This is a genomic window from Vibrio sonorensis (assembly GCF_001854765.1).
Classification (GTDB): Bacteria; Pseudomonadota; Gammaproteobacteria; order Enterobacterales; family Vibrionaceae; genus Vibrio; species Vibrio sonorensis.
Map to the genome: position 1 here is coordinate 1 of NZ_LJJE01000070.1, position 22,962 is coordinate 22,962.

Here is a 22,962-nt window from a genome sequence, read left to right on the forward strand (position 1 = left end):
GATAGCAATGCTATCGAAATTATGGTGCGGAAGGAGAGACTTGAACTCTCACACCTTGCGGCGCCAGAACCTAAATCTGGTGCGTCTACCAATTCCGCCACTTCCGCATCTTTCCTAAAGGCTCTATAACAAAGCACTTAGGAATGGTGGCTACGACGGGATTCGAACCTGTGACCCCATCATTATGAGTGATGTGCTCTAACCAGCTGAGCTACGTAGCCACTTCATAATTTGTTCTCGTTAAGACGTTGCCGTCTTGTTGGGAACGGGGCGCATTATGCGTAGTTGAGTGAGAACCGTCAACAGTTTTTTTGAATAAATCGGGATAAATGACTCGTTCGGTTTCTTTTTAAACAAAGAGGCGTGTTAATCATCGAAAACTGACAAGTTTTTATCAGTAGAAGAGTGAGTTAATTGAAAGAGTGAATGGGATAAACGGCAACCAATATATTGGTAAGACGAGGTTTTTTATCTCTCTTGTTGCCGTTATTACTACACAGAAAAGAACGAGCAATAAAAAAGAAGCCAGCCCTAAGGCCAGCTTCATTTTATCTCTGATGGTCGCGGTTTTATCGACTATTTACACGTTGAAACGGAAGTGGACAACATCGCCATCTTTTACGATGTAGTCTTTACCTTCTAAACGCCATTTGCCTGCTTCTTTAGCACCGCTTTCACCGTTGTATTGGATAAAGTCATCATAGCCAACCACTTCCGCACGGATAAAGCCTTTTTCGAAGTCGGTATGGATTTTACCCGCCGCTTGAGGAGCTGTCGCACCAACGGGAATCGTCCAAGCTCTTACTTCTTTTACGCCCGCTGTAAAGTAGGTTTGCAGGGTAAGTAGCTCATAACCAGAGCGGATCACACGGTTAAGACCTGGCTCTTCGATCCCCATATCAGCAAGGAACTCTTCGCGATCTTCGTCTTCAAGTTCTGCAAGTTCTGACTCGATAGCAGCACATACAGGAACAACAACATTGTTTTCGTTAGCTGCAAACTCGCGTACGGCATCGAGATATGGGTTGTCTTCAAAACCATCTTCGTTGACATTAGCGATGTACATGGTTGGTTTCAAAGTCAGGAAGTTAAGGTAACCAATTGCCGTTAGTTCTTCTTTGGCAAGCTCTACAGTGCGAGCCATACCGCCTTCTGTAAGAACGGGTAGAAGCTTTTCAAGTACCGTTAGCTCAAATTTTGCGTCTTTATCGCCGCCTTTTGCCTTTTTCGCATTGCGCTGAATCGCACGCTCACAAGAGTCTAGATCGGCCATCGCTAGTTCGAGGTTAATAACCTCAATATCTTCGATAGGAGATACTTTGCCGGCTACGTGAACAATGTTTTCGTTTTCAAAGCAACGAACCACATGGCCGATAGCATCGGTTTCACGGATGTTAGCTAGGAACTTGTTACCAAGGCCTTCACCTTTTGAGGCACCAGCAACAAGGCCCGCAATGTCAACAAACTCCATCGTTGTTGGCAAGATCTTCTGCGGGTTTACGATAGCTGCTAACGCATCTAGTCGTAAATCTGGCACTGGAACGACACCAGTGTTTGGTTCGATAGTACAGAAAGGGAAGTTGGCGGCTTCGATACCCGCTTTTGTCAGTGCATTAAATAGTGTTGATTTACCTACGTTTGGCAGACCAACAATGCCACATTTAAAACCCATGATAGTAACCTTATTCAGCTTTGAACGTGTGTAAGCGGTTTTGTGCTTTGGATAGACCATCTTTGATCAAGATGTCTAGACAACGAACCGATTCGTCGACGACGGCATCAAGGCACTCTTGCTCTTTTGCTGGTGCCTTGCCCAGCACAAAACCTGCTACTTTATCTTTGTGCCCCGGATGGCCAATACCGATCCGTAAGCGGTAAAAATCTTTGCTATTTCCCAGTTTGCTAATGGTGTCTCTTAAACCGTTGTGACCACCATGACCACCGCCTTTCTTAAACTTAGCGACTCCGGGGGGGAGATCCAGCTCATCATGTGCCACCATAATTTCTTCGGGCTTAATCTGATAAAACTTCGCTAAGGCTGCAATAGATTTGCCTGACAAGTTCATAAAGGTGGTAGGTATTAGCAAGCGCAAGTCTTGGCCATTCATCATTATGCGGCCAGTACGACCAAAAAACTTCGCTTCGTTTTTCATCGTAATGTTATGTACTCGTGCAAGCTCTTCGACAACCCATTCACCAGCGTTGTGGCGAGTTCTCGCATACTCTGGACCGGGGTTAGCCAATCCAACCAGCAATTTAATCTCTTGGCTCAAGGTAGGCTCTCTCTGGAAATTTTAAAGCGCCGTATCATATCACAATAATATGCAGCCAAGTAGCCTTGGGATTTGGCTTTATCGCGAATTAGATTTTGGCAGGGGAGAAAAACAAAAAAGCGCCTCAATTGAGACGCTTCCACTCTAAAACTCGTCGATGTTTAGTTGAACATCGCCGAAATAGATTCTTCGTTGCTGATACGACGGATCGCTTCAGCCAGCATGCGAGATAGGCTCAAGCAAGTTACCTTACCGGTATCCAGCATTTCTTGAGGAAGAGTAATAGAGTCAGTGACAATCACTTGGTCAAGAACTGAGTTGCCGATGTTTGATGCGGCATTGCCTGAGAAAACAGCGTGCGTAGCATAAGCAAATACGCGTTTTGCACCGCGCTCTTTTAGAGCTTCTGCTGCTTTACACAGAGTGCCACCTGTATCGATCATGTCATCAACGATAACGCAGTCGCGACCTTCAACATCTCCGATTAGGTTCATTACCTCAGAAACGTTAGCGCGTGGGCGACGTTTATCAACGATAGCAATATCGATATCACCTAGTGCTTTTGCTGTAGCGCGAGCGCGTACAACACCACCTAGGTCAGGAGAAACCACGACAGGGTTATCTAGGCCACGCTGCTCCATGTCTTCAAGAAGCACTGGTGTACCGAAGATGTTGTCAACAGGAACATCAAAGAAGCCTTGGATTTGTTCTGCGTGAAGGTCGATGGTTAGAACGCGGTCTACACCAACGTTAGACAAGAAGTCAGCAACAACTTTTGCTGTAATTGGCACACGCGCAGAACGTACACGACGGTCTTGACGGGCATAGCCAAAGTAAGGAATAACTGCAGTAATACGGCCAGCAGAAGCGCGGCGCATTGCGTCAATCATAACGACCAATTCCATTAGGTTGTCGTTAGTTGGCGCACAAGTGGATTGAATGATGAACACATCACTACCACGTACGTTTTCGTTGATCTGTACAGCGACTTCGCCATCTGAAAAACGAGAAACAGTTGCATCGCCAAGAGAAATGTAAAGACGGTCAGCAATACGTTGGGCTAGTTCAGGCGTAGCGTTACCAGCAAATAGCTTCATATCAGGCACGGTGGAAACCTCGGGGTTGCGTCCAGTTTTAGATAGATAAATTGTAGGCTAAGTTGTACTTAGCAAGTGTCTCAAATAACGGAGACGTATTTTTCCCTTGGGTCACAAAAGCTGAAACCTCTTCGGGCAAACGGTCAAACACAGATAATGCGTCTTGATAAGAAGAAAACTCAGCAAAAACACAGGATCCTGTGCCCGTCAATCTTGACGGCGCGTATTGTAGCAGCCAAGAAAGTTGCTTATCAACCTCTGGGTAGAGCATTCGTACGATTTTTTCGCAATCGTTTTCGTATGGTGTGTTCATAAGCGTTGACAGAGCTCGTTTTGGCGAGCTTCTATGCAAATCTGGATGATTAAAGATTTCTGCGGTCGCTATCGCAACATTCGGACGTACAACCAAATACCATTTTTCTTCTGGCTCTGCTCGATGGAGTTCTTCGCCAACCCCTTGTGCAAAAGCGGCATAACCTCGGGTAAATACGGGGACGTCCGCACCGAGATTAAGGCCGATATCGGCAATTTGGTCTTCCGATAACCCCAACTTCCACAAAAAGTTAAGGGCCACTAATACTGTCGCAGCATTTGAAGAGCCGCCACCAATCCCGCCGCCCATTGGCAATTTTTTGTCAATGTGTATGTCAGCGCCATACTCAGCGTCGGCAAAAGGTTTTAAAGCCATAGCCGCTTTGTAAATCAGGTTGTCTTCTGTTGATACACCCTCTAAGTCTGGGCTCAGGGTAATTTGACCTGTTTGATTGGCGGTTATACTGATCTCGTCGCCTTGTTCAATAAACTGAAAAAGCGTTTGCAACTCGTGGTAGCCATTGGCTCTTCTTCCGGTGATGTAAAGGAATAGATTGAGCTTGGCAGGAGAGGGCCATTGGGTGGTATCAGTGATCATTGGTACAGCCATTTGGAAATTACAATATTAATTTTAGTGTCTTGGTGTTCTAACCTTAGCTTAGAGGGCAAAGGTAATGGGAAACCTTGGTGATTGTGGTCTCGATAAGATAAAAAGTTGAGTTTCCACTTTTGTCCGCTGATCTGTTTTTCTAAGGATTGCAGAGTGTTAGTGTCATTGAGCACATAGGTTTTTGCTCCGCTAGGTTTACCCAACAACCAATCACTGAGTGGCTCGATGGGGATCATCAGTCCAGTTAACTGGTAGATAAGGACCTGAGCGTCGCGGTCCTTGATTATGTCACCCTCGTAAGTTTCGACTTCGGCACCGCTAGGAGAAAGATTGAGTTTTAATACGGTTTGTCCAAGAAAAGTGGTTAGGCGCAGCTCTGAACCATCTTGGCTGTGTTGCCACTGAAAGTTCAACGACTCTCTCTGCTGTGGAGAAATGTAGCCAATTTTGCCAAAAGCTTGATATTCAGAGATAGATGCTAATCTTTGTTGGTGTAAGTCGAATTCGACATTGGTAAAGCTGTCAGGCGTAGTAGAACAACCAGATAGAAAAACCAGTATGGCGACAAAAAAAGAAACCTGACGAAAACTTGTTTGTAACATTGCTGTAAAAACATCCAATCTGACCGCAGAAGTGGGATAACTATATCATTGAAATCACGAAGTAAGGAAAACATATCCTTAATACCCTTTTAATAACTTGGGGCATCAAGTAAAATTCCGTCCCTGTTACATCAATCATCTAAAATTGAGAATCGTTTATACATGTCTCTGCTCGCTATTGGCATCAATCACAATACAGCATCGGTCGAATTGCGAGAAAAAGTCGCGTTTGGACCTGATAAGCTGCCCAATGCTTTGCAGCAACTTTGTGAAAGCCAAAATGTTAACGGCAGCGTGATTCTCTCTACTTGTAATCGCACCGAAATTTATTGCGATGTTAAACCTTCTGGCAAGAGTAAGGTGATCGATTGGCTGACTCAGTTTCATCAAGTGACTCCAGAGGAGCTCAAACCAAGCCTCTATATATATGAAGAACAAGCAGCGATCCGTCACTTAATGCGAGTGTCTTGCGGTCTTGACTCTTTGGTATTGGGTGAGCCTCAAATTCTTGGACAAGTGAAGCAAGCCTATACCGACTCAAGAGACCACAAGTCTGTTGATGCTGCGATGGAGAAGTTGTTCCAGAAAGCCTTCTCTGTCGCGAAACGCGTAAGGACGGAAACGGATATTGGTGGCAATGCCGTATCGGTTGCCTACGCGGCTTGTACACTAGCTAAGCATATCTTCGAGTCTTTAGAGTCCTCGACAGTGCTTTTAGTGGGAGCGGGTGAAACCATAGAGTTAGTGGCTAAACACCTATCAGCCAATGGGTGTCACAAGATGATTGTCGCGAATCGCACCCGCGAACGAGCGTTAGGATTAGCTGAGGAGTTTAGCGCTGAAGTCATTAGTTTAAGCGAAATTCCTCAACACTTACCAAGAGCAGATATAGTGATCAGCTCGACAGCAAGCCCACTGCCTATTATCGGTAAAGGCATGGTTGAAACGGCGTTAAAAAAACGTCGAAACCAGCCTGTCTTAATGGTCGATATTGCAGTTCCAAGAGACATAGAATCTCAGGTTAGTGAACTGGATGATGCTTATCTGTATACCGTGGATGATTTACAAACCATAGTAGATAGCAATATCGAGCAGCGAAAAGTAGAAGCAATCCAAGCAGAAGCGATTGTTAGCGAAGAAAGTGCATCCTTTATGAGTTGGATGCGCTCATTGCAAGCGGTTGATAGTATTCGAGAGTATCGAAATAGCGCTAATGAAGTGAGAGAAGACCTCTTGCAAAAAAGCATTCAGTCATTAGCAACAGGCGCAGATCCAGAAAAAGTGTTGTTGGAGCTTAGCAATAAGCTGACCAACAAGCTGATTCATACGCCAACAAGAGCTTTGCAATCTGCCGCCGAACAAGGTGAACCTGCTAAACTTGCCGTCATCAGACAAACATTGGGTCTAGAAGACTCTTAATTGAATTAAATCCGAGTTATTAAACTATGAAAGCCTCCATTTTAACTAAGCTAGAAACGCTGGTAGAGCGTTACGAAGAAGTACAACATTTACTGGGTGACCCGGATATTATCAATGACCAAGATCGTTTCCGTGCATTATCTCGCGAGTATTCTCAGCTAGAAGAAGTCACCAAGTGCTTCCAGTCTTATCAGCAAGCTCAAGAGGATCTTGTTGCCGCTGAAGAGATGGCAAAAGAAGACGATGAAGAGATGCGCGAAATGGCGCTTGAAGAGATCAAAGAAGCGAAATCAAGTATTGAAAGCCTAACCGATGAACTTCAAATTCTTTTACTTCCAAAAGATCCTAATGATGATCGCAACTGTTTCTTAGAGATTCGCGCAGGCGCCGGTGGCGACGAAGCGGGTATCTTTGCTGGGGATCTGTTCCGCATGTACAGTCGTTATGCAGAAAAACAGGGCTGGCGTATTGAAGTGATGTCTGCCAACGAATCAGAACACGGCGGTTACAAAGAGATGATTGCCAAAGTTAATGGCGATGGAGCTTACGGCGTACTTAAATTTGAGTCTGGTGGTCACCGCGTACAGCGCGTACCAGCGACCGAATCTCAGGGCCGAGTTCATACTTCTGCGTGTACCGTAGCTGTGATGCCGGAAATTCCTGAAGCGGAAATCCCAGAAATTAAAGCTGGCGACCTTAAAATTGACACCTTCCGCGCTTCGGGTGCTGGTGGTCAGCACGTTAACACGACCGACTCTGCTATCCGAATCACTCACTTGCCAACAGGCACAGTAGTAGAGTGTCAGGATGAGCGTTCTCAGCATAAGAACAAAGCCAAGGCTATGTCTGTCCTAGCTGCGCGTATTATTCAAGCAGAAGAGGCGAAACGCGCTGCGGAAGAGTCTGATACACGTCGTAACCTATTGGGTTCGGGAGATCGAAGCGACCGTATCCGTACCTATAACTATCCGCAAGGCCGCGTGTCAGATCACCGAATTAACCTGACAATTTACCGCCTAAACGAAGTCATGGAAGGTGATCTACAAAGCTTAGTTGATCCAGTGATACAGGAGCACCAAGCCGATCAGCTAGCCGCACTGGCCGAGTCAAACTAATCTATGATCAAGCAGCAACGGGTTGACCTCATCATTAAGGAGGTCACTCAAAGGCTTGAATTGAGCGGCAGTGAGTCGCCAGCGTTAGACGCTGCGGTCTTGCTTTGCCACGTGTTAGACAAGCCGCGTTCATTTGTATACACCTGGCCCGATAAAACACTTTGCGAAGAGCAAATCATCGCCTTAGATATACAAGTCGCTCGTCGTGAGAAAGGTGAACCCATCGCCTACATCACCGGAGAGCGAGAGTTTTGGTCGCTGCCACTAAAGGTTTCTCCAACGACCTTGATACCGCGACCAGATACCGAAAGGCTAGTCGAGCTGGCGTTGGATAAAGCGCCGGAAACGTCAGGTGATATCTTAGATCTAGGTACTGGAACAGGTGCCATTGCCTTAGCGTTAGCCACTGAGTTGCCAGATAGAAAGGTTCTCGGTGTCGATTTAAAACCAGAAGCACAGGCATTGGCCTCGGAGAATGCTTCGCGCTTGGGTATCTCGAATGCTCGTTTCCTGTCTGGTAGTTGGTTTGAACCTATTACGGATGGTACGAAGTTTGCACTAATTGTATCCAACCCACCGTATATTGACGCTAACGATCCCCATTTGGAAGCGGGGGACGTTAGATTTGAACCAAGTAGTGCACTGGTTGCCAAAGACAACGGGTTGGCAGATATAAGAACGATTACCGAACAGGCCAAGCGCTTTCTCAAACAGAGTGGCTGGTTGTTGTTCGAACACGGTTTCGAACAGGGCAGCGACGTGAGAGCAATACTGCTTGAACAGGGCTATGAGCGAGTTTCGACAGAAAAAGATTATGGAGGTAACGACCGAGTCACCATGGGTCGTTTTTCACAACAATAATAAGAGAGAAGAGTAATGTACGAAGGGTTGAAGCACTTTCATTTATTAACCATTGCGCTAAGCGCCACTTTACTGTCGGTGCGATATGCCTTGATGATGGCGAACTCATCGCTGTTAGAGAAAAAGTTTCTAAAGGTTTTCCCTCATATTAATGATACCTTTTTACTTTTATCAGGGATCGCGTTGGTATTTTACACCGGATTTATTCCGTTTACTCCTGCAGCGCCTTGGTTAACTGAGAAGATTACATGCATTCTGGCTTACATCGCTTTGGGCTTTTTTGCTTTAAAACTCGGTCGTAACAAACTGCTTCGTACATTTTCATTTTTTGGCGCACTTGGTTGGTTGGCGATGGCGGGTAAAGTAGCCGTCACGAAAATACCAATGTTTATAGGTTGAGTTAAGGGTAGTGGTAATGCTTGAGCTATTTGATGAAGATTTTGATGCAATGGAACTGGCCGAAGGCGCTCTTGCCCTAAATAAGGCCATCAACCCAGAGACAGAATTCCACTGGGCTAAGCACGAAATTCAACGTCTATTTCAAGAAGCAGAAATGAAGCTGTCTCACTACACTGATGAGCAGCAAAGGTTTGATGCCTTACTCCGTTTGTTTTATTTCGAATGGGGTTTTCAAGGGGATCAAGAAGCCTATTTTGATTCGGCAAATGCATTTCTAGACAAAGTACTGGAAAGAAGAAAGGGTATACCTGTAAGCCTCGGTGCACTATTGCTGTACTTTGCTAAAAAACTCGGTTTTCCGGTTGCGGGTGTGACTTTTCCTAGCCAATTTTTAATTCAAGTAGCTTGGTATGGTGAAAAACCAGTGTACGTAAACCCATTTAATGGCGAATACGTATCAGAGCATACATTAACGGCTTGGTTGATTGGACATAGCGGCCCGTTTTCAATACTGAAACCCGAACATCTAGAAGTGGCGGATAACCCTACGGTTATCGGTCGCTGGCTGGCGTTGGTAAAAAGCGCGTTGTTAAGAGAAGAGCGCTACACATTAGCGTTGCGGTGCACGGATTTAGCGCTCACTTTTGTACCTGACGACCCGTACGAAATTCGAGACCGCGGATTCATCTACCAACAACTAGACTGTCATCAAGCAGCAAAATCTGACTACCAATACTTTATTGAGCAATGTCCAGATGACCCAGCAGCAGAACTGCTAAAGAATCAAGTTAGTGCAATGAACGAAACGCAAGTTACGCTGCATTAATCCTAGTGACAAAAGAGAGAGAATAATGGAACAAAAAATTGTTCATGTTGGTGACATACCTGTAGCCAATGACAAACCTTTTACGCTTTTTGCTGGTATGAATGTTCTTGAATCACGTGATCTTGCTATGAAGATTTGTGAGCACTACGTAAAAGTGACCGATAAACTAGGCATTCCATACGTATTCAAAGCTTCTTTCGACAAGGCGAATCGCAGTTCAGTGCACTCCTACCGTGGTCCTGGTCTTGAAGAAGGTATGAAAATCTTCCAAGAACTGAAAGACACCTTTGGGGTCAAAGTTATCACTGATGTGCACACTGAAGCTCAGTGTCAGCCAGTTGCCGATGTTGTGGATGTGATTCAACTTCCCGCTTTCCTTGCTCGTCAGACTGACCTTGTTGAAGCAATGGCAAAGACAGGTGCAGTTATCAATGTGAAAAAGCCACAATTTATGAGCCCAGGTCAGGTTGGAAACATCGTTGATAAGTTCGCTGAATGTGGCAATGAGCAGATCATCTTGTGCGAACGTGGCTCTTGCCATGGGTATGATAACCTAGTTGTTGATATGCTTGGCTTTGGCGTGATGAAAAAGGCGTCCAAAGGCAGCCCAGTTATTTTTGATGTCACTCATGCTCTGCAGATGCGCGATCCAAACGGCGCCGCTTCTGGTGGTCGTAGAGAGCAAACGGTTGAACTGGCGAAAGCTGGTCTGGCAACTGGCATTGCGGGTCTATTTATAGAAGCTCACCCGGACCCAGATAACGCTAAATGCGATGGTCCTTCAGCGCTTCCACTGGATAAACTAGAACCTTTCTTATCTCAAATGAAAGCGCTTGATGATGTGATCAAAAGCTTTGAGCATATAGAAATCAAATAATACTAAGCTAACCGCTAAATTGCCGCCTCTTTGGCGGCAATTTTTTAGCTGATAAAAACACATTAACCCCTAGTGTTGAAGCAACGATTTCGTTCTCAAATTTTATTTTCCCTTATTGTTACAGCCAAACAATTGCTTGTGACTTCTCGTCTATCTGTTTGAAAGTACTGTCTTTTAAATAATCAAAAAACCATCAATTAAGTGATCTCATCTACATAAAGATGAAATTACCGTATGGTTAATTAATTGGTAATTTAAACTGTGTCATGTTTTAGAGGTCGTGGCATATCTCACCGATCCCAGTTTGCATTTGACTGAAGTGCCCACTCTAAATCCGTCGCCGTTACTCCAACTTCCGCAAACTGGAAATGAGTAGACTACAATTCAAAGCAGTGGAACTGATAAGTTCGAAAGGTATTCCAATGAAGCAATGTCTAATAGTAAAAACCGTACTTAGCGCAGCAATTGTCGCCTCTATGGCAGGTTGTGCTACCCAGTCAGGCCCAGAATGGGAGCCCAACACTACATATCAACTGACCGTTCTGCATACCAATGATCACCATGGCCGTTTTTGGCAAAACAAGTACGGTGAGTACGGGATGGCCGCACGTAAAACTCTGATTGATGAATTGCGATCAGAGATTCGTGCAGAAGGTGGCAGTGTGTTGTTGCTTTCTGGTGGCGATATTAATACTGGTGTTCCAGAATCCGATCTTCAAGATGCAGAGCCGGACTTTAAAGGAATGAGCAAAATTGGTTACGACGCGATGGCGCTAGGTAATCATGAGTTTGATAACCCGCTAGAAGTTCTAGAGCAGCAAATTGAATGGGCTAATTTCCCTATGCTGTCTGCCAATATTTATGATAAAGAAACGGGCGAGCGTATGTTCCAAGCCTATGAGATCTTTATGAAGCAGGGGATCAAAATTGCAGTCATTGGCTTAACAACCGAAGATACGGCGAAGATAGGCAACCCGGAGTTTATTGGTAGCATTGATTTTGTCGATCCAAAAGTAGAAGCGAAAAAACTTATCGCGGAATTAGAAGAGACGGAAAGGCCAGACCTCATTTTTGCCGTTACCCATATGGGCCACTATGAAGATGGAAAGCGCGGAATCAATGCGCCGGGTGACGTAGCTTTGGCTCGCTATTTAGATGAAGGTGCCTTAGATATGATAGTGGGTGGTCACTCACAAGAACCCGTATGTATGGAAGCGCCTAATGTAGTAAAGAAAAACTTTAGACCTAGTGATGAATGTAAGCCAGATATGCAAAATGGGACTTACATAGTACAAGCCCACGAGTGGGGAAAATACGTCGGTCGCGCTGATTACGAGTTCCGCAACGGCGAACTTACTATGGTGAGCTATGACCTGATCCCAGTAAACTTGAAAAAGAAAGTCAAAGTAGATGGGCAGAGCAAGCGTGTTCTCATCGAAGATGAAATTGCTCAAGACAAAGAGTTACTGGAGTTTCTACGACCTTTCCAAGAAAAAGGTCAAGCGCAGCTTAACGTAAAAATCTCTGAAACAAACGGCAAGCTAGAGGGAGATAGAAACGTCGTGCGATTCCAGCAAACGAATCTAGGTCGCCTTATTGCCACAGCACATATGGAAAGAGCGAAAGCCGATTTTGCGGTAATGAATTCAGGTGGTGTACGCGATTCAATTGAAGGCGGCGACGTGACATACAAAGACGTACTGACAGTCCAACCTTTTGCCAATATTCTTACCTATACGGATATGTCCGGTCAGGAAGTGATAGATTATCTAAATGTGGTTGCGACTAAACCTGTCGACTCAGGAGCTTATGCCCAGTTTGCTGGTATTTCAATGACGGTAGAAAACGGCGAAGTCTCAAACGTATTTATTAGCGGTAAGCAATTGCGCCTTGATGAGACTTATCGATTTACCGTGCCGAGCTATAATGCGGCTGGTGGAGACGGCTATCCTAAATTAACGGGTCATCCGGGACACGTTAATACAGGTTTTGTTGATGCTGAAGTATTGAAAGAATACTTAGAGTCAAATAGCCCGCTAGATGTTAATCGTTACGCACCTTCTGGCGAAATTCTTTACAAGTAAACAGAAGAAAAGCGATTGACTAAAAGTGTTTGATCGCATTAACTAAAACGCACGTGTTCACGTGCCGTTTTTTGATCTGAGAAACTTGTTTTGGCATTAACTGCGCCTGTAGATTGGTCGGTCAATTGTCAAAGTAAGCACCAGTGTAGGTCCCCCGTCAAAACGCTAGGAGCATAACTCATGACACCCGCTATCAATCTGGCAAAAAAGAAAAAAGTGACCCATACCGTTCATCAGTATGAACACGACCCTAGAGCGGAAAGCTATGGTTTAGAGGCGGTCACATTGCTGGGGCAAGATCCAGAAAAAGTGTTTAAGACATTGTTGTTTTGTTTGAATGGGGAAGCGAAGAATCTCGCCGTTGCGGTTATTCCGGTGGATAAAAAGCTCAATCTAAAAATGGCGGCGAAGGCTGCAAAGAGCAAAAAAGCAGAAATGGCCGACCCTACAATTGCACAAAAAGTGACGGGATATGTTGTTGGTGGAATTAGTCCATTAGGACAAAAGAAAGCGCTGCCCACTTTTATTCACATCAGTGCTAAGGAGCACGATCAGATTTGCGTCAGTGCTGGAAAAAGAGGGTTAGAGATCGAATTAGCACCAGATGATTTAGCATCACTGACAAGAGCTCAGTTTATGGAATTGGCCGTATAAGAATAAAAGAGAGATAAGAAATGGCCCATCGGGCCATTTCTTATTGGCAGAGATTAACGTTGCTCTTCTTCCATCTGCGCGTTATCAACTACGTGGTTTTCACCAAGGTCGTGAGGAAGCACAAGGTTGAGAAGAATCGCGACGATACCGCATAAGCTTACGCCTTGCAGACTGAAGTCACCGACACCAAAAGCCATACCGCCAATACCAAACACAAGTGTCACGGCAACAATCACTAGGTTGCGAGCTTTGTGTAGGTCCACGTTGTTTTTGATAAGAGTATTTAGACCTACAGTTGCAATAGAACCAAACAGTAGAATCATAATGCCACCCATTACCGGTACTGGGATGGTTTGCAGAAGAGAACCAAGCTTGCCAACCAGTGCTAAGACGATAGCAACCACTGCAGCCCAAGTCATAATGACTGGATTAAACGCTTTGGTTAACATTACAGCTCCCGTCACTTCACTGTAGGTTGTATTTGGTGGCGCGCCCACTAGAGATGCAGCCATGGTCGCCACACCGTCACCAGCAATGGTTCTATGCAGACCTGGCTTCTTGATGTAGTTCTTACCCGTGACATTGGAAATTGCTAGCATATCACCGACGTGTTCCACTGCGGGAGCAATAGCAACTGGGATCATAAATAGGATGGCGTTGATATTGAACTCAGGTGTGGTGAAGTTTGGCACTGAAAGCCATGTCGCTTGGGCTACAGGGGTGAAGTCAACGACACCAAAGGCCAAGCTCACCGCGTAGCCAGCAACAATACCACCGAAAATAGGAATAAGCTTCATAAAGCCTTTAGCAAACACGCTAATGGCAATAGTGGTCACCAATGAGATTCCAGAAATCCATAGTGCAGCGTTGCCGTCCACTAACTGAACTGCGCCATCGCCTGTTTTACCCAGAGCCATGTTAACCGCGACAGGTGCTAGACCGAGACCAATCACCATGATTACCGGACCAACGACAACAGGTGGCAGTAGCTTGTGAACAATTTCCACGCCACGCACTTTGATCAGCAATCCCATTAAAACATACACAAGGCCTGCTGCCATTAAACCACCCATAGTGGCGCCTACACCCCAAGTTTGCACACCAAACATAATCGGTGCGATAAAAGCAAAGGAGGAAGCGAGGAAAATAGGAACCGTACGGCGTGTAATAAATTGGAAAAGTAAAGTACCGACACCAGCACCGAATAGGGCGACACTTGGGTCAAGGCCAGTGAGTAGTGGCACCAGCACCAAGGCACCGAAGGCCACAAATAGCATTTGTGCCCCTTGGATTGCGTTTTTCATTGATTTCTCCCTGCAAAAATACAAAATTCGCGGGATTCTATCACTGCTGCAAACGTTTGCCATCTGAAATAGATCAAATATTTATTGAGTGGCACGCTTTCTTCGAAATTTTTGCGAAGCTGTCTGATTTTTGTTCGATTACTGGAAGCGAAGCGTTATCTCATTGAATAAAAAATGACATAACCGATTGTCCTTTATCAGTTTGGTTGCTCCATTAGACTAAGTTGCTTATTATCTAAGGCTATGTGGCTTCTCGATAGGTTTGGTCGGGAAGGCAAGTTCGCGATGTGAATGTAGGAATACTATGCGCTACCTAGCTTTATTAATGATTGGCCTAATGGCGACCCCAGTGATGGCTTTGACAAAGGTTGACCTTTATCAAGCAGAAGTCGTTTTAAACAAAGACGATTCTAACCCTGATGCTGCGGCGCGAAAAGAAGGAATGAAACAAGTTCTTGTTCGCGCATCTGGTGATACAGGCGTTATCAATAACGAGGTAGTTGCAAAGGCTTTAGCTCAAAACAGCCAATATGTTAGTCAACTGAGTTATGCAACAAAAGGCGGTGAGCAATCATTGCGCATGGGCTTTAGTGGGGCGCATATCCGTTCACTGTTGAGTCAAGCCCAACTGCCATTTTGGCCTGCGACTCGTGCCAATGTTCTGGTATGGATTGTTGAAGAAAGTCAGTATGAACGCGTGATTACTTGGGAGCACTCATCGTCTGAACTCTTGCAAGAGTTAAGAGACCAGGCAGAGCTTAGAGGCTTGCCTATTACGGTACCAGCAGGCGATTTTGACGATATCACAGGTGTATCAGTTACTGACTTATGGGGAGGTTTTGCCCAGCCTTTAGGCCAAGCAAGTCAACGCTATCCAGTGGACGCAGTTTTGTTACTTCGCGCTCAAGGTAGTACATTGCGTTGGAGTCTTTATGATCAAAAACCTTCGACGATTGGCGTTACACGACAAGCGCCTTTATCTGGTTCAAACAATGGTGTAACTGCCGTTTCAAAAATGGTCAATCAGGTCAGTGACTACTTTGCGAAAAAGAGTGCGGTAGTGGTAGCTAGTGAATCCTCTGAAACAGTGAAGGCTAGGTTTGTGGGTATCTCAACGGCTTATGACTTCTTCACCCTAGAAAATCAATTAAAATCACTGAGCTCAGTGGCCTCTCTTGATATTCTCAAAATTCAGGGGGAACAAGTGACGTTTAATGTACACCTACTGGCCACAAGGGGTGATTTTAGTCAGGAAGTGTCTAGACTTCGCAACGTGAAGCAACTTGAAGATATTGTTGAAACGAGTACAGTTGAAACTAACACGTTTGAAAGCACGGCGTACAACGATGAAATTGCTCCAGTCCTTGCCGAAACTCAACCAGCTGAGAGTGTAGAGCAGGCCCCTGAGTTACCCGTAATGGAGTCGGAGCGTATCTTGCTGTTTGAATGGCTGACGAGCCAAATGTCTAAACCCAAAGTCGAAGTGACCGAAGAAGTAGACCCTGAGTTTTCTGAACAAGCTGAATGATAGAAAAAGGAGCTAAACGCTCCTTTTTTGCTGTTGCGCTTTAGTGTTTGTCAAACCGCGCTCTTTCCTGTTTTTCTACTTCAGATAGTTTTTTGAGTTTGAGCCCCAACTCTTTACCTCTTGTCCTTGCGTAAAGAATATTGCCAAAGAAGCCGGCTGTAGTAAGCACTAGCTCTACAAGGGCTAGCCATCTTTCGCCACCATCGACCCAAAGCAGAGTCAAGGCGTGAAGAAAATAAAGCATAAGGACAAAGTTTGCCCACGCATGTGTATAAGGCTTTCCTGCTAAAATGCCCGGTAAAGGTAGTAGAAGAGGGATACTCCAAGCAATGGCAAGTGCGTAAGGACTCAGGTGAGGATGAGGTGACAGTTTAAGTTGCCACAAGGCCACCCACGCCAACAAGCCTAAGTTGGCAAATAACGCGAGCAATCGATAGAGTTTGGTGGATGCTTGCATATCGTCGGTAGGTTCCGTCATCACGTCTCCTTCATCTTTTTAGCTGTTGTCGCTAGCCGTTTACCTGTAGCTTGGGCTAAAGCGATCTCTTCCTTAGTTAGTACTCGTTGCTGGTGCCCACTAACGGTGGTGGGGCCGTATGGCGTGCCGCCACTTTGGGTTAAATGCAGTTCTGGCTCGGAATAGGGCGTACCCATCACCATCATTCCGTGGTGAAAGAGCGGCAGCATCATACTGAGTAATGTGGACTCTTGACCACCGTGAAGTGTGGAGGAGGAGGTAAACACACATGCGGGCTTATCTATCAGCTCACCTGATACCCAAATCGCGGTGGTTTTATCCCAAAAGTGTTTGAGAGGAGCCGCCATATTGCCAAACCAGACAGGACTGCCCATAGCGAGTCCGTCGCTCTGTTTTAACTCATTAAAAGAAACGATTGGGTCGCCGCCGTCTTTGTTAGCTGCGGAGTCGATTTCTTCCACTGTTCTCAGTAAAGCTTGGCATTGGGGAACGCTTTCGATTCCTCGCGCAATGTGTCGAGCAATATCACGCGTAGCCCCGTGACGACTGTAGTATAAGACTACAACCTCAGTGATCATAAGATATCTAACACCTGCTCTGGTGGACGGCCGTGTTTTGCTTTGCCATTTGCCACTACTATTGGACGTTCGATAAGTTTTGGATTGCTTGCCATTGCTTCAAACAAAGCCTCGTCGTCAGCCTCGGCCAGTGAAAGGCTTTTATACAGGTCTTCTTTGGTTCGCATCATATCGCGTACGGCGCTGAGTTCTAGCTGTTTAAATAGCGCTTTGAGTTCTTCAACACTTGGTGGTGTCTCAAGGTATTTCACTACTTTAGGTTCAATACTTTTCTCTTCTAAAAGCGCCAAAGTTTGACGGCTCTTTGAACAACGAGGGTTGTGGTAGATAACGACAGACATAACTTCTCCATTTTATTTTTGTTTAGTTTGGCTTTATTGTAGAGCGAAAAAACGGTCTCTTTGTACCATTAATTGATCAATTCTAGCGTCGTAACGCGCTTGTTTGAGACTTCCTAATTCGGCGAGCTGACTTGCCTGAGTATAGAATTGTATTGCTTTACCCCAATTGGCTTTGAGTGCCAATATTTCCGCGCGCGCGGCTAGGTCCTCATCGCTATTACCCAAATGGATATTGGCTTCCGAAAGCAAATGCCAGCCATTGACATCATTGGGGTTGTCATGAGTGTAACGCTGAAGAACTCTAATCGCTTCGTCATTTTTCTCTTGTTTCATCAGACTATTGGCGTAATTTATCGTCAGAACAGCGTTGTTGGGTTTCGCTTTTAAAGCGCGCTCTAAACGAGCGGTCGCCTGTTCATTTTTACCCAATGCGAGATAAGTGTCGGTGATCGCATCGAGGTAAAAGTTATTTTGCGGATCTGCCTTGAGCAAGCTTTCTAGAATTGGCAAAGCATCGGCTGCTTTGTTGCTGTCTAAATAGACAAGGGCGCGCCCGTATTGGTAAGCCGGCTTTAACGTCGCATCGGCTTTTTTCTCCGTCCGGTTGAACCAATCCATTGCCGCATCTTGGTCTATTCCCGCATGTCTGGCGACGATTCTAGAGCGCGTAAGGTGGTATTCCAAAGATGGCCCAACCCTAAGCGGAGGGAAGTTTTGAGCTCTGGCTCGACTGTCGGTGAGTCGGTCTTCCGGCAAGGGGTGGGTAAGCAGCATTGGCGGTGGCTTACTGGCATAGCGGTACTCGTCGGCAAGACGGCCGAAAAATCGCGGCATGGCGTTAACATCAAAACCTGCCTTGGCGAGGGTGTTGATACCAAATCTATCAGCCTCTCTTTCGTTGCTTCGCGTATAGTTAATCCGGCCTTGAACCGAGCCTGCTGTTGTCGCCGTTATTGCAGCCATCCCCGCCTCTGGTGATGCGATAGCAAGCAGCAGTGAGCCCGCTAATGCGGCTAAAGTCGCAGGCGAACGTCTAGCTTCATCCTCCATCGCTCGGGCAAGGTGGCGCTGGGTAATGTGTGCGATTTCGTGGGCAACGACAGAGGCGAGTTCGCTTTCAGTATGGGCATGCAAAAATAGCCCTGAGTGGAGTGCAACGTAGCCGCCAAAGAAGGCAAATGCATTGATGTTGCGATCGCGGATCATAAAGAAAGTGAAAGGTGTTTTTACGTCATTGGCGCTGGCAACCAGTCGGTGACCTAAAGAGTCGATATATTCATTGATCACTGGATCATTGACGATGGGCTGACTACTTCTCAACATGCGCATGTAAGCATCACCATACTGTAACTCTTGATCTATGGTCAGGGTGCTACTGGCTGCCGTTCCGATGTCGGGAAGATTGATCGAACTTGCGTTTACAGGGGTGCTTAATGTCACTGCTAGGCTCAAGCATAGGAGCGAACGAGTACGGTTTAGCATAATGGGTTGGCTATACTCCTTGTTAGTAACGCTTTGGACAATCAATCGATAGATTGGTTTCCAATATTCGATGTCTCAACGAGGTTGATTTTTACTTTTTTATGTTACTGCCATCGGCTTGGTTCTTGTTAACCAGATTGAGTTATCGTGACACCGATTTAGTGATAAGCGCTGACGCTACAAAAAAAACACTATACAATAAGCCTTCTGCAATGGGTATCGGATAGAGTGATGAAAGGGGAAAAATTGGACTTGCGTGATGTTCGCTGTCCTCTGGCCTTGTTGATGGTGAAGCGCTTTGTTAAATCACACACATCCTCATGCGAGCTAACCATTTGGCTCACCGACCCGGCATCTAAAAAAGATATTGTTCGCTTTCTTGAACGCCAAAGCTATCAAGTCAATGAACAGAAGTTAACAGGCTATTACGCGTTAGTAGCAACTATAGGAAATTCGTCGAATGTTTGACATGTTGAGTCGTTGGTATAAACGGCGCTTCTCGGATCCGCATGCAGTCAGCCTAGTGGCGATCTTATTGTTTGGTTTTTTAACCATCTACTTCTTTGGGAACCTTATTGCGCCACTCCTCGTCGCTATCGTATTGGCCTATTTACTAGAGTGGCCAGTTAGTCAGTTGAGCCGGTTGGGCATTCCGCGAACGATATCCGTTATCCTGGTTATTTTAACCTTTACAGGATTAATGATGGTTGCCGTGTTTGGTCTTGTCCCGACGATATGGCAGCAGGTTGGAAACCTAATTAACGATATCCCCAACATGTATAGCGGCCTTCAAGTTGCTATCGCTGAACTGCCTAAGCGATTCCCAGAGTTAGAAAACTTTGAAATTGTCGAATCTTTAGTTACCAATGCAAAGAACCAAGTAATTGGCGTAGGTGAAACCGTTTTGAAGGGCTCTCTCGCATCGCTGATAAGTTTGGCGACGTTGGCGGTTTACTTAATACTGGTACCTCTTTTGGTTTTCTTCTTACTCAAAGACAAAGAAGAGATGCTAGAAATGAGTACTGGCGTGTTGCCAAGAAATCGCAAACTTGCGACCAAAGTTTGGGACGAAATGAATGAGCAGATTTCCAACTATATTCGCGGAAAGGCGATGGAAATTTTGATTGTAGGTGGTGTGAGTTATATTACCTTTGCCATTTTAGACTTGCGTTACTCGGTGCTACTGGCCGTTACAGTGGGCCTTTCGGTGTTGATCCCATACATAGGTGCCGCCGCCGTGACAGTACCGGTAGCTATGGTAGGCCTTTTCCAATGGGGATTATCCCCCCAGTTTTATTGGTTGCTGATTGCCTACGGCATTATTCAAGCGCTTGATGGCAACGTGTTGGTGCCAGTCTTATTCTCCGAAGCGGTGAATCTTCATCCAGTAGCCATTATCGTCGCAGTATTGGTATTTGGAGGTCTGTGGGGGTTCTGGGGCGTCTTTTTTGCCATTCCACTGGCCACATTGGTTAAAGCAGTATGGAATGCGCTTCCAAGTCAAGATGAAGAAATTACGAGCTAGTTTGAATTAATATCTCGATTTCTTCACGGGCTTCATCATTTATTGTGATGGAGCCTTTTTTATTCTTATTTCATACCCTAACCGTTGCATTATGCAAATATAATAAGTCATAATATTTTAATAATAACAACTAGTTGGCTAAAAATTTCAGGGAATACAACATACGATGTACTATATGTTTTAGATTGAGGGACGTTATGAAATTTAGCCAAAAGATAGTAGCCGCTTCGTCGGCATTGATGCTAGTCACCGTGTCTCTGTTGTCGATCCAGCAGCTTAATACGGTAAAAAAAGAAGTAGAAAGCCTTGTAGATACAAGCCTTTCAGAAATGGTAGAAAGTGTAAACAATACAATTACTGCCGAAATGATGAGTAAGATTTCTCTTGCTCAATCTACGTCTGAAGTGATTCAGATGGATCCGCGAAACCACAGCTTTGTGCAAAACGTCATTGAAACGCCAAACCTAAAGGGAAGTTATCTCGCGGTCGGTTTGGGCTTTGAAGACAGCGGCCTGATGTTAGAAAACCTCGATGGCTGGGAAGCGGGAGATGACTATGACCCTAGAACTCGATCTTGGTATATCAGCGCAAAAGAGCAAGGTAAACTGATTGTCACTGAGCCTTATGTCGATGCGTCCACTAATAGTGTTATTATCTCAATAGCCTACCCAGTTCAAACCCAAGGTAGCTTTGTCGGTGCCCTGTCCTACGATGTAGACTTATCTGGTCTAGCCAACTTAATCAATAAGGTCAACTTGTTGGATGCTGGTCATTTGTTTATCGTGACGGCCGATGGCACTACCATTGCTCACCCCGACGCAAAACTCAATGGCGTAAAGCTCAATACCTATCTACCCGGAGTGACCATTCAAGAAGGTACCAGCGAAGTTGAGATTGAAGGGACCAACTATCTCGTTCGCTTTAACAAACTGGCAGCAGAAGACTGGTACATCGGTGCGATCGTTGATGAATCTATAGCGTTTGCCGCTATAGATAAAATGAGAACTAGCTCTATCATATACGTATTTATTGGCGTTGTGTTGAGCGTACTCATACTCAGCTATCTTATTCGACTTTTGATGAAACCGCTAAGAGCGTTAAACGAAGCAATTAAAGACGTCGCTTCTGGACATGGTGATTTGACCCAACGCTTAGACACCGATACTGACGAAGAGTTTTCAGAACTTGCGAGAGGGTTTAATACCTTTACTGAGACCTTGCAAGCGCAGATTACTCAGTCAAAAGCGATTGGTGCTGAAATCCTTCGCAACACCGAGCGTACCGCTTCTGGTTCTAAAGGTTCGGCTGAAGCGATGAGGAGCCAGTTACAGGAACTTGAGCAGTTAGCAACGGCCATGAATGAAATGGCGGTAACCGCAACCGAAGTGGCAAACAATGCTCAAGGAGCAGCCGCGGCAGCAAAAGAAGCGGATGAAGCGACTCAGGACGGCTCCCAAGTGGTTAGTGTGACTGCAAGTTCCATCGACAACCTGTCAGCGACGATTGACTTGGCTGTCGAGCAGGTGCAAGGCCTTGAGTCTGCAACCAGCAATATTGAAACGATTTTGAAGGTGATTAACGATATCGCGGATCAAACCAACTTACTTGCTCTGAACGCTGCGATCGAAGCTGCAAGGGCCGGTGAATCTGGTCGCGGTTTTGCTGTGGTTGCCGATGAAGTCCGAACACTGGCGCAGCGAACACAAGAGTCTACCACGGAAATTCGCTCTATGATTGAACAACTACAATCTGGTGCAACAGCGGTTTCGTCAGCGATGAGTCAGAGTAAAGAGACCGCTCAGGACGCGGTTGAAAAAGCGCAAGCGGCAGACGGTGCACTGGCAAGAATTCGCGGTTCAATCCAACAGATCTCCGACATGAATATGCAAATTGCCTCTGCGGCAGAAGAGCAGAGTCTCGTGGCGGAAGAAATTAACAGTAATACTGTGAAAATCAAAGATTTGTCGACTCAAGTGGCGGATGCCGCAGAAGGGACCAATTCTGCAATGCAAGTTCAGACTGAAAACGTACGAGAGCAAGACTCTATTCTCAACAAGTTTATTGTCTAGAACATTGCCATTAAAGTTAACAAAGCCAGCTTTTGAGCTGGCTTTTTTATCAATGGTGCTTACTGCTGATCAAAGTAGTTCAGTACTACTTCGTGGTGGTCTTTGGTTTTGAACTTGTTAAACACGTGCTCAATCACACCATTTTCGTCTATAAGGAAACTGATGCGGTGAAGGCCGTCGTAAACTTTGCCCATAAACTTCTTCTCGCCCCAAACCCCAAACTGTTCAGCAACCGCGTGGTCTTCATCCGACAACAGGGTGAAGTTGAGGTTATCGCGTTCGATGAATTTGCCTAAACGCTTAACGGGATCGATGCTCACTCCAAGAACAACCACATTGTGATTGTCTAGCTCAGTTTTGACATCTCGAAGTCCTTGCGCTTGCACTGTACAACCAGGAGTCATCGCTTTGGGGTAAAAGTAGAAAAGTACTTTTTTTCCTTTAAAGTCACCGAGTGAAACTACATTGCCATCTTGATCAGGCAGAGAGAAAGCAGGTGAAGGCGAGCCCGCAGTTAGTGTGTTCATT

23 protein-coding genes and 2 tRNA genes are annotated in these 22,962 nt (G+C 45.5%); 12 read left to right on the top strand and 13 right to left on the bottom strand.

Annotated elements, in window-relative coordinates:
- Positions 1 to 22: 22 nt before the first annotated feature.
- The 7 genes from BLO31_RS12805 to lolB all read right to left on the bottom strand — a co-directional run bounded on the left by BLO31_RS12805 (position 23) and on the right by lolB (position 4,894).
- Positions 23 to 107, bottom strand: a tRNA-Leu gene (locus BLO31_RS12805).
- A gap of 37 nt (positions 108 to 144) precedes the next feature.
- Positions 145 to 221 (bottom strand) — tRNA-Met (locus BLO31_RS12810).
- A gap of 359 nt (positions 222 to 580) precedes the next feature.
- A complete protein-coding gene (gene ychF, locus BLO31_RS12815; protein ID WP_070967115.1) occupies positions 581 to 1,672 on the bottom strand; it encodes a redox-regulated ATPase YchF in 1,092 nt (363 codons plus the stop codon).
- Between the two features lie 10 nt (positions 1,673 to 1,682).
- On the bottom strand, positions 1,683 to 2,273 hold the full coding sequence (gene pth / locus BLO31_RS12820) for an aminoacyl-tRNA hydrolase (protein WP_070967118.1): 591 nt from the start codon (positions 2,271 to 2,273) through the stop codon (positions 1,683 to 1,685).
- A 161-nt stretch (positions 2,274 to 2,434) separates the two neighbouring features.
- Complete coding sequence (locus BLO31_RS12825) at positions 2,435 to 3,379, bottom strand: ribose-phosphate pyrophosphokinase (RefSeq protein WP_070967123.1); 945 nt, start codon at positions 3,377 to 3,379, stop codon at positions 2,435 to 2,437.
- Positions 3,380 to 3,407: 28 nt separating this feature from the next.
- Complete coding sequence (ispE, locus tag BLO31_RS12830) at positions 3,408 to 4,280, bottom strand: 4-(cytidine 5'-diphospho)-2-C-methyl-D-erythritol kinase (RefSeq protein ID WP_070967127.1); 873 nt, start codon at positions 4,278 to 4,280, stop codon at positions 3,408 to 3,410.
- A complete protein-coding gene (lolB, locus tag BLO31_RS12835; RefSeq protein WP_070967130.1) occupies positions 4,277 to 4,894 on the bottom strand; it encodes a lipoprotein insertase outer membrane protein LolB in 618 nt (205 codons plus the stop codon). The genes ispE and lolB overlap by 4 nt, the downstream gene beginning before the upstream one ends.
- A gap of 162 nt (positions 4,895 to 5,056) precedes the next feature.
- Here lolB and hemA point away from each other — a divergent pair, with 162 nt between their 5' ends.
- The 8 genes from hemA to ybaK all read left to right on the top strand — a co-directional run bounded on the left by hemA (position 5,057) and on the right by ybaK (position 13,129).
- Positions 5,057 to 6,313 carry a glutamyl-tRNA reductase gene (hemA, locus tag BLO31_RS12840; protein ID WP_070967133.1) on the top strand — a complete coding sequence of 419 codons (1,257 nt, stop codon included), beginning with the start codon at positions 5,057 to 5,059 and terminating at the stop codon, positions 6,311 to 6,313.
- A 26-nt stretch (positions 6,314 to 6,339) separates the two neighbouring features.
- Positions 6,340 to 7,428, top strand: coding sequence for a peptide chain release factor 1 (prfA, locus tag BLO31_RS12845; protein ID WP_070967136.1), 1,089 nt, complete (start codon positions 6,340 to 6,342; stop codon positions 7,426 to 7,428).
- 3 nt (positions 7,429 to 7,431) lie between these two features.
- On the top strand, positions 7,432 to 8,289 hold the full coding sequence (gene prmC, locus BLO31_RS12850) for a peptide chain release factor N(5)-glutamine methyltransferase (protein WP_070967139.1): 858 nt from the start codon (positions 7,432 to 7,434) through the stop codon (positions 8,287 to 8,289).
- 15 nt (positions 8,290 to 8,304) lie between these two features.
- Positions 8,305 to 8,688: a SirB2 family protein gene (locus BLO31_RS12855; protein WP_070967142.1), complete on the top strand. Its 384-nt coding sequence runs from the start codon at positions 8,305 to 8,307 to the stop codon at positions 8,686 to 8,688.
- Positions 8,689 to 8,704: 16 nt separating this feature from the next.
- Positions 8,705 to 9,514: a SirB1 family protein gene (locus BLO31_RS12860; protein WP_070967145.1), complete on the top strand. Its 810-nt coding sequence runs from the start codon at positions 8,705 to 8,707 to the stop codon at positions 9,512 to 9,514.
- A 25-nt stretch (positions 9,515 to 9,539) separates the two neighbouring features.
- Positions 9,540 to 10,391 (top strand): 3-deoxy-8-phosphooctulonate synthase, encoded by an 852-nt coding sequence (gene kdsA, locus BLO31_RS12865; protein WP_070967148.1) that lies wholly within the window; start codon positions 9,540 to 9,542, stop codon positions 10,389 to 10,391.
- A gap of 422 nt (positions 10,392 to 10,813) precedes the next feature.
- Complete coding sequence (gene ushA, locus BLO31_RS12870) at positions 10,814 to 12,475, top strand: bifunctional UDP-sugar hydrolase/5'-nucleotidase UshA (RefSeq protein WP_070967151.1); 1,662 nt, start codon at positions 10,814 to 10,816, stop codon at positions 12,473 to 12,475.
- A 180-nt stretch (positions 12,476 to 12,655) separates the two neighbouring features.
- Positions 12,656 to 13,129, top strand: a complete 474-nt coding sequence (gene ybaK / locus BLO31_RS12875) for a Cys-tRNA(Pro) deacylase (protein WP_070967154.1) — start codon at positions 12,656 to 12,658, stop codon at positions 13,127 to 13,129.
- 53 nt (positions 13,130 to 13,182) lie between these two features.
- Here ybaK and BLO31_RS12880 read toward each other — a convergent pair whose 3' ends face one another.
- Positions 13,183 to 14,433, bottom strand: a complete 1,251-nt coding sequence (locus tag BLO31_RS12880; protein WP_070967157.1) for a uracil-xanthine permease family protein — start codon at positions 14,431 to 14,433, stop codon at positions 13,183 to 13,185.
- A gap of 304 nt (positions 14,434 to 14,737) precedes the next feature.
- Here BLO31_RS12880 and BLO31_RS12885 point away from each other — a divergent pair, with 304 nt between their 5' ends.
- Positions 14,738 to 15,961, top strand: coding sequence for a DUF2066 domain-containing protein (locus BLO31_RS12885; RefSeq protein ID WP_070967160.1), 1,224 nt, complete (start codon positions 14,738 to 14,740; stop codon positions 15,959 to 15,961).
- Between the two features lie 40 nt (positions 15,962 to 16,001).
- On the opposite strand, the gene BLO31_RS12890 is transcribed toward BLO31_RS12885, so the two are convergent.
- Genes BLO31_RS12890 through bepA form a run of 4 tightly spaced genes read right to left on the bottom strand, consistent with a single transcriptional unit; the run spans position 16,002 to position 18,840 of the window.
- A complete protein-coding gene (locus BLO31_RS12890; protein WP_070967163.1) occupies positions 16,002 to 16,439 on the bottom strand; it encodes a DUF2069 domain-containing protein in 438 nt (145 codons plus the stop codon).
- Entirely contained in the window at positions 16,439 to 17,014 is a 576-nt protein-coding gene (wrbA, locus tag BLO31_RS12895) for an NAD(P)H:quinone oxidoreductase (protein ID WP_175443220.1), read from the bottom strand. Before wrbA ends, BLO31_RS12890 begins: the two co-directional genes overlap by 1 nt.
- A complete protein-coding gene (gene arsC / locus BLO31_RS12900; protein ID WP_070967170.1) occupies positions 17,014 to 17,358 on the bottom strand; it encodes an arsenate reductase (glutaredoxin) in 345 nt (114 codons plus the stop codon). Before arsC ends, wrbA begins: the two co-directional genes overlap by 1 nt.
- Positions 17,359 to 17,391: 33 nt before the next feature.
- Complete coding sequence (gene bepA, locus BLO31_RS12905) at positions 17,392 to 18,840, bottom strand: beta-barrel assembly-enhancing protease (RefSeq protein ID WP_070967174.1); 1,449 nt, start codon at positions 18,838 to 18,840, stop codon at positions 17,392 to 17,394.
- Between the two features lie 231 nt (positions 18,841 to 19,071).
- Between bepA and BLO31_RS12910 the strand changes: the two genes are divergently transcribed.
- The 3 genes from BLO31_RS12910 (at position 19,072) to BLO31_RS12920 (ending at position 22,434) form a co-directional block, all read left to right on the top strand.
- Complete coding sequence (locus BLO31_RS12910) at positions 19,072 to 19,308, top strand: sulfurtransferase TusA family protein (RefSeq protein ID WP_070967178.1); 237 nt, start codon at positions 19,072 to 19,074, stop codon at positions 19,306 to 19,308.
- Positions 19,301 to 20,365, top strand: a complete 1,065-nt coding sequence (locus BLO31_RS12915) for an AI-2E family transporter (protein ID WP_070967182.1) — start codon at positions 19,301 to 19,303, stop codon at positions 20,363 to 20,365. The genes BLO31_RS12910 and BLO31_RS12915 overlap by 8 nt, the downstream gene beginning before the upstream one ends.
- Positions 20,366 to 20,562: 197 nt before the next feature.
- Positions 20,563 to 22,434 (top strand): methyl-accepting chemotaxis protein, encoded by a 1,872-nt coding sequence (locus BLO31_RS12920; RefSeq protein ID WP_070967186.1) that lies wholly within the window; start codon positions 20,563 to 20,565, stop codon positions 22,432 to 22,434.
- A gap of 59 nt (positions 22,435 to 22,493) precedes the next feature.
- Here BLO31_RS12920 and bcp read toward each other — a convergent pair whose 3' ends face one another.
- Positions 22,494 to 22,961 carry a thioredoxin-dependent thiol peroxidase gene (gene bcp, locus BLO31_RS12925; protein WP_070967190.1) on the bottom strand — a complete coding sequence of 156 codons (468 nt, stop codon included), beginning with the start codon at positions 22,959 to 22,961 and terminating at the stop codon, positions 22,494 to 22,496.
- Position 22,962 lies beyond the last annotated feature (1 nt).

Excerpts from the sequence above, each read along its gene's own strand:
- prmC (WP_070967139.1), top strand. The coding sequence starts at position 7,432 with ATGATCAAGCAGCAACGGGTTGACCTCATCATTAAGGAGGTCACTCAA.
- ychF (WP_070967115.1), bottom strand. The coding sequence starts at position 1,672 with ATGGGTTTTAAATGTGGCATTGTTGGTCTGCCAAACGTAGGTAAATCA.
- BLO31_RS12885 (WP_070967160.1), top strand. The coding sequence starts at position 14,738 with ATGCGCTACCTAGCTTTATTAATGATTGGCCTAATGGCGACCCCAGTG.
- BLO31_RS12890 (WP_070967163.1), bottom strand. The coding sequence starts at position 16,439 with ATGACGGAACCTACCGACGATATGCAAGCATCCACCAAACTCTATCGA.
- BLO31_RS12915 (WP_070967182.1), top strand. The coding sequence starts at position 19,301 with ATGTTTGACATGTTGAGTCGTTGGTATAAACGGCGCTTCTCGGATCCG.
- BLO31_RS12920 (WP_070967186.1), top strand. The coding sequence starts at position 20,563 with ATGAAATTTAGCCAAAAGATAGTAGCCGCTTCGTCGGCATTGATGCTA.
- lolB (WP_070967130.1), bottom strand. The coding sequence starts at position 4,894 with ATGTTACAAACAAGTTTTCGTCAGGTTTCTTTTTTTGTCGCCATACTG.
- arsC (WP_070967170.1), bottom strand. The coding sequence starts at position 17,358 with ATGTCTGTCGTTATCTACCACAACCCTCGTTGTTCAAAGAGCCGTCAA.
- BLO31_RS12855 (WP_070967142.1), top strand. The coding sequence starts at position 8,305 with ATGTACGAAGGGTTGAAGCACTTTCATTTATTAACCATTGCGCTAAGC.
- BLO31_RS12860 (WP_070967145.1), top strand. The coding sequence starts at position 8,705 with ATGCTTGAGCTATTTGATGAAGATTTTGATGCAATGGAACTGGCCGAA.
- prfA (WP_070967136.1), top strand. The coding sequence starts at position 6,340 with ATGAAAGCCTCCATTTTAACTAAGCTAGAAACGCTGGTAGAGCGTTAC.
- ushA (WP_070967151.1), top strand. The coding sequence starts at position 10,814 with ATGAAGCAATGTCTAATAGTAAAAACCGTACTTAGCGCAGCAATTGTC.
- BLO31_RS12910 (WP_070967178.1), top strand. The coding sequence starts at position 19,072 with ATGAAAGGGGAAAAATTGGACTTGCGTGATGTTCGCTGTCCTCTGGCC.
- bcp (WP_070967190.1), bottom strand. The coding sequence starts at position 22,961 with ATGAACACACTAACTGCGGGCTCGCCTTCACCTGCTTTCTCTCTGCCT.
- ispE (WP_070967127.1), bottom strand. The coding sequence starts at position 4,280 with ATGATCACTGATACCACCCAATGGCCCTCTCCTGCCAAGCTCAATCTA.
- hemA (WP_070967133.1), top strand. The coding sequence starts at position 5,057 with ATGTCTCTGCTCGCTATTGGCATCAATCACAATACAGCATCGGTCGAA.
- bepA (WP_070967174.1), bottom strand. The coding sequence starts at position 18,840 with ATGCTAAACCGTACTCGTTCGCTCCTATGCTTGAGCCTAGCAGTGACA.
- kdsA (WP_070967148.1), top strand. The coding sequence starts at position 9,540 with ATGGAACAAAAAATTGTTCATGTTGGTGACATACCTGTAGCCAATGAC.
- ybaK (WP_070967154.1), top strand. The coding sequence starts at position 12,656 with ATGACACCCGCTATCAATCTGGCAAAAAAGAAAAAAGTGACCCATACC.
- BLO31_RS12880 (WP_070967157.1), bottom strand. The coding sequence starts at position 14,433 with ATGAAAAACGCAATCCAAGGGGCACAAATGCTATTTGTGGCCTTCGGT.